The following is a 1,166-nucleotide window of genomic DNA, read 5'->3' as shown; positions in this document are numbered from 1 at the left end:
CCGGCGCCAACGGTACGGCCGCCTTCGCGGATAGCGAAGCGCAGACCTTCTTCCATGGCGATCGGGGCCAGCAGCTTGACCGTCATCGTCACGTTGTCACCCGGCAGGACCATTTCCTTGTCCTTGGGCAGGTCGATCGTGCCCGTCACGTCCGTCGTGCGGAAGTAGAACTGCGGACGATAGCCGTTGAAGAACGGCGTGTGACGCCCGCCCTCTTCCTTGGACAGAATGTACACCTCGGCGGTGAACTCCGTGTGCGGCGTGATCGAACCCGGCTTGGCCAGCACTTGGCCACGCTCGACGTCTTCGCGCTTGGTGCCGCGCAGCAGAATGCCCACGTTGTCGCCCGCTTGACCTTGGTCCAGCAGCTTGCGGAACATTTCCACGCCCGTGCACGTCGTCTTCACCGTCGGCTTGATGCCCACGATTTCGATTTCTTCGCCAACCTTCACCACACCGCGCTCGATACGGCCGGTCACCACGGTGCCGCGGCCAGAAATCGAGAACACGTCTTCCACCGGCATCAGGAACGCGCCATCCACCGCCCGCTCAGGCGTCGGAATGTACGAGTCCAGCGCCGCGGCCAGCGCCAGAATCGCCTGCTCGCCCAGTTCGCCCTTGTCGCCTTCCAGCGCCAGCTTGGCCGAACCCTTGACGATCGGCGTGTCATCGCCCGGGAAGTCGTACTTCGACAGCAGTTCGCGGACTTCCATCTCCACCAGCTCGAGCAGCTCGGCGTCGTCAACCATGTCCGCCTTGTTCAGGAAGACAATGATGTACGGCACGCCAACCTGGCGGCTCAGCAGAATGTGCTCGCGCGTCTGCGGCATCGGACCGTCAGCCGCCGACACCACCAGGATCGCGCCGTCCATCTGCGCCGCGCCCGTGATCATGTTCTTCACGTAGTCAGCGTGGCCCGGGCAGTCAACGTGCGCGTAGTGACGCGACTCCGTCTCGTACTCAACGTGAGCCGTGTTGATCGTGATGCCGCGCGCCTTCTCTTCCGGCGCCGCGTCAATCTGGTCGTAGCCCTTGGCTTCGCCACCGAACTTCGTCGACAGCACCGTCGTGATCGCCGCCGTCAACGTCGTTTTGCCGTGGTCAACGTGACCAATCGTACCCACGTTCACGTGCGGCTTGGTACGTTCAAACTTGCCTTTTGCCAT

At 63.0% G+C, this 1,166-nt stretch carries 1 protein-coding gene; it reads right to left on the bottom strand.

Annotated elements, in window-relative coordinates:
• Positions 1-1,166: elongation factor Tu (gene tuf, locus AXA74_RS23665; protein ID WP_032955810.1), on the bottom strand; the 1,166-nt coding region annotated here is incomplete at its 3' end.

The sequence above is a fragment of the Bordetella hinzii LMG 13501 genome (assembly GCF_001548475.1).
Classification (GTDB): Bacteria; Pseudomonadota; Gammaproteobacteria; order Burkholderiales; family Burkholderiaceae_B; genus Bordetella; species Bordetella hinzii.
The sequence above is the reverse complement of the archived record's forward strand: the minus strand, read 5'-3'. Positions and strand labels throughout refer to the sequence as shown.